Here is a 4788-nt window from a genome sequence, read left to right on the forward strand (position 1 = left end):
GCTCCAGACTCGGCATCTCGTGACCAACACCTTGTTCGATGTGGTTGACGGTAAGACAGTGAATACCAAATCGATAGTCCTGGTCACTCTGCAGGACTCCCACTCTCCAGCACCGGTTCTTGACTATTCGGCGGATGCCCGGGCCTCTTTTGTAAAGGGCGACGACGACATCTGGCGATTTCAATCGCTTACTGTCCACGCCGACTATGCTGCTGGCTCTGTCGCAGCCAAGAAGCGATGACGCCCAAAGATCGGCTATGGGTTCACTGGCACGCTCCAGTGGGCTGAAATGCGTGCCATTGCGCTGATCGCTGCTGTCCTCGGCATTGCGCTTCTCCTGCTGTCCGGGACGATCGGGCTTCGACATGCAGCTTTTGTATCGACGCCGCGAGCCGGCGAGAGGCAAGGCTCCGATCAGGCCGACGTGGTTTGCAGCAAGGCGAGCGGCTGCGCGGTGTCACAATTGCCGCGCGGTTCCGCTGTCAAGCTGCTGCGACCTCGCGGCGTCGATTTCGCTCCGGCTGAACTCGATGGGAAGTCGTTTGCCGAAGCCGTTACGCGATGGAACCCTGACATCTTTTGGGCGCCAGCCTTAAAGAGCACCGACGTCATAACCAGGTCTGGCGATGAAGCGCGGGYGGTGTTCGGTCCTATTCCCGACGGCGATTGCGACAGCCCACAAATGAAGGTCATCCCACTGGAAGTTGATGGCAATGTCGTCGACCTCAAGCCCAATCCGACAAAACCAGGTTCTCCGCTGGAGTTCGAGCACAGGAACGAAAACGGAGAGGTGGTGAAATGGACGGCGACATTGCCCAAATGCGACAAGCCTTCGCTGACTGGCAGCACGACCTACTGTGGGCTGAACTCACGTGTCGTAAGGGTCGTGCGCGGCAACGTTGAATGGCTGTTCCTCTGCAGAAAATCCAATATCAGCCAGGAGGTCAGCACCGATCCCTACTGGACGCGATCGGATCCGAGATTTTCTGTCTTCGGCACCATCGGGTTCAATCGGAAATCCGGAGAAATTATCTTCTTCGACGGCCGCAAGGACCAGAGCGTGTTCGACTGGTCAAAGCCCTTCGTTCCGCCAGGCGGGCGAAACTATTCGGATAATGTCGGAAGGACTGCGGCGGAGAAAATCTATGATTCGACGTTCAAGATCTCGTGCCATGCATGCCATGACAACAAAAGCCCCTATGTGATCGATCCGCACATTGCACAGAGCAGGGTAGGGTTCCGTTCAGCCGACGATCCCAAATCGACCGCCTTCAGCCTGGGAGATTTTCTACCGCATCGGCCGCGGTTGCCGGGCGCGCCGTTCCGCGTGGTCGGCTCCGGCTACACCAGCACCTACCCCAATGAACTTCGCCATGCCAGGACGGTCGACGATCCAACGGGCAACTGCACAAGCTGCCACACGCTTACCACACAAATCACGGGCCGCCGTTTTGCTGCGGACGCAGTGGGGCATGAGCCGACGGTCACGTCGCCAACCTGGGTCCAATTGCTCGAGCTGCGCGAGGAAGAGATCATCTACGCAGGGATCGCCGCACACCGGACGGATTGGGCGGCCGGCAGCGGTGGCATCCATCCCTGGATGTTGCCAGGGTCCGGCAATGACCTGTCCTCCCGTGCGCCGAGCCTGAGCTCAGAGGACTGGCGGAAGCTGAGCGACTGTCTATGGGGAGCCGGTGGCTCCGAATGTGGCTACCGCCCACTCTACACTAGCTGCCCGGCGCCAGAGGCGGAGGATGAAGGCTCTTCGCTCGCCGATGCCACGCTTCAGGTGTTGCCTCGGCCGCCCGGAGAGGAGGCGAAGACGCGTGTCCTTCGCGTAAGCTGGACCTTTCGCAACAGCTACGGTGGTGTTCCGGAGCGCGACGATATCAGGATCAATGTGGCCGTCAGGACGGACGCGATTCCGGCAAATGGGGAACCGCCACAAAGTGGCGACTATCCGAGCATCGAACAAGCAAAGGGTACCAACGCCGAGGCCATCTCCGGTTCGGTCAGCGCAGCCGGTTCCAGCTTGTTGGTTGAGAACGTTTCGTTTGCCGGTCACACGAAATGGAGCGATCCGACGCCGTCGATGTCGCCGCGCACTTTCCAAGTCGATCTGCCTGGTGAGTGCAACCGACGCACCTTGATACGCTTGGTGCCCAAACGGTTCTGCTTCGATCAGAGCGAAGCGGCATTTAGCGCGGCAGACCATTTGATCTACGCTGACGTTCAGTGTGACGAGCTGCGATGATCCACTTGACGCGATCGAAAGCGGCTGATGAGCGCCGGGACTTGCGATAACATGACTGGTGCTACATGGTCGCCGCACCAAGGAGGGTCCCAGAGCCGTGACCACACCGGTTCCATTGGCTAGCCCGATTTTGCCCGGCAGCCCAGGGAAGTCTGTTGCAGAGCGGCGTTATCTCACCATTCTGTTTTGCGACATGGTGGGGTCAACCGAATATGCCGACCGCCTGGATCCCGAGGACTTCCAACGCCTGATCGAGAGCTTTCTGCAGACCTGCAGCAGTGTCATCCGCCGCCGCAAGGGTGTCACGGCCAGCTATATCGGCGACGCCGTCCAGGCCTATTTCGGTTATCCAATAGCTGGCGAGGACGACAGCGAGTTCGCCGTGCTCGCGGCACTCGAGATCGTCGATGCGGTTGGCACCATCTCGGCAAGTCTGGGATATCCGTTGCAAGTGAGGGTGGGTATCGCGAGCGGCCAGGTCGTGGTGGGTGAGTTCGTCGGTGCGCCGAGCGGCGTGTCCACCGTCGCCTTCGGCCACGTCGCGCATCTAGCGGCACGGCTGCAGGTCCTGACCAAGCCTAACACGATCCTTGTCGACGCGGCGACCTTCGAGGCCGCGAGTGGCGCGATTGATTTCACCACGTTCGGCAAACATGAGCTGAAGGGATTCGCCGAGCCAGTCCAGGTTTGGCAGGTGCAACGGGCGCGCATGGTGCCGACTCGCTTTGCAAAGCGTGCGCGCATGACCAAGCTGTGCGGCCGCAATGCCGAATTGCGATTGCTGATGGAGCGCTGGGAGACCGTTGTGCGCGACAGGCGCGGCAACGCGGTGTTGGTCTCGGGGGAGTCGGGAATCGGTAAATCCCGGTTGCTCAACGAGATCCAGCAGCGCCTGCGCAGCTTTCCGCAGCTGACCATGCAATGTTCTCCGACCTTTGAGAACAGCACCCTTTATCCATTCCTCGCGGAGTTGCAGAGGATCGCAACGATCGAGGACGGTGACTCGACGGAAGAAAAGCTGCGAAAGCTCAGCAACGGATTGTCGATAGGTTCTGTGTCCAGCGACGTCGCGCTGGCGATCTTCTCAAGCCTGCTCGGCTTACCGACGACTATGCCGGACAGGCTTGAAGGGATAAGCGCCGAACGACAGCGCAACATTGCCGAGCAAGCGTTCATCGATTTGGTCAGTTATCTGGCGCGTGCTACCCCGATCCTGATCTTGTTCGAAGATGAACAATGGGCCGACGCGACCTCGCGCGACCTTCTCGACAAGATCGTCGCCAGCCTGGCTTCGACTCCTGCGCTGTTGCTTGTGTCGAGCAGGAACCACTCAAGCGTTCCGTGGGTCGACGGGCAGGACGTGCATCACATCAGTCTTGAAGCGCTCGGCCGCGAGGATGCCGAAGCGATTGTCCATGACATCAGTCCGAATGCGCTCGCTGCTGATGTTTCGGTGGTGCTCGACCGCAGTGAAGGCGTCCCTCTCTATATCGAAGAGCTTACGCGGAGCGTGGTCGAAACAGGATTGCGGCTGGACGTATCGCAGCCGAAACGTCTGTCACCTACGACCAACATTCCGAACTCCCTGCAGTTCTCGCTGCTTGCCCGCCTCGACAGGCTGGGGCCCGCCAAGGAAATTGCGCAGATCGCAGCGGCGATCGGCCGCGAATTCGATTTCGACATATTGCGCGAGATCTGCGATTGGCCCGAAGCGGAGTTGCGCGCCGCAGTTGGCGACCTGGTGCGCACGGGGCTGATCGTCGCCGAGCGGGGGACGGCCGGCGCGGGCTTTTCGTTCACCCACGTGCTCCTGCAGCAGGCCGCCAGAGGCACGATGCTGCACGAGCGCGCGCAGCAGATTCACCGATTGATTGCCGAATGTATCGAACTGCGCGACCACAACGCGGCTTTTGCCTATCCCGAAGTGCTCGCTGAGCATTTCGCAGACGCAGGTCTGTTCGACCGCGCCGCTGACTACTGGCTGCTGGCAGGGCTGAAGGCGGCCAAGACTTGGGCAAAAGTCGACGCGGTGCGTACCTTCAGGAAGGGGCTTGAAGCCGCGAAACTCTTGCCCGAATCCGACGATCGTAGCCGCAGGCTGCTTCGCTTCGAACTGGAACTGGGCGACGTGCTCTACGCTGCGCTAGGCTACGTGACGGGCGAGGGCAGTGCCGCATATCAGCGGGCCATAGAACTGAGCGGGAAGCTTGGCGAGCCGGAATCGACGATCAGGGCGCTCGACGGGCTTTTCGGCACTCATTTCAACTCAGGTCAGTTCGCTAAGGCCCTCGCGGCCAGTGATGAGTTAATTCGGGTCGGCGAGGAGGGCGGTTACCTAAACGCGCTCGTCATAGGTCTGCAGTTCAAGGGGATGAGTCTGTTCTCTCAGGGCGAGTTGGTGGCGGCCCGGCAATATCTTGAGCGCGCTCTCAGCCACAAGGACAGCGCAGACAAGGTCGGCAGCGACTTTCCGAGCATGGCCATGATCTACCTTTCCTGGACCTTGCATATTCTGGGATATCGCAGCCAAGCGC

General features: G+C 60.2%; 3 protein-coding genes. All 3 read left to right on the top strand.

The genetic code is table 11. The features are described 5' to 3' along the window. The coding region (locus tag AC1D0I_RS32125) for a nuclear transport factor 2 family protein (RefSeq protein ID WP_477400123.1) at nt 1-241 on the top strand (241 nt) is incomplete at its 5' end. Nucleotides 242-289: 48 nt separating this feature from the next. After that, the gene (locus AC1D0I_RS32130; protein ID WP_477400124.1) at nt 290-2254 is read left to right on the top strand and encodes a hypothetical protein; all 1965 of its coding nucleotides are present in this window, start codon (nt 290-292) and stop codon (nt 2252-2254) included. A 97-nt stretch (nt 2255-2351) separates the two neighbouring features. Continuing rightward, nucleotides 2352-4788: ATP-binding protein (locus AC1D0I_RS32135; protein WP_477400125.1), on the top strand; the 2437-nt coding region annotated here is incomplete at its 3' end.

It is taken from the genome of Mesorhizobium sp. P2_D1, assembly GCF_056404455.1.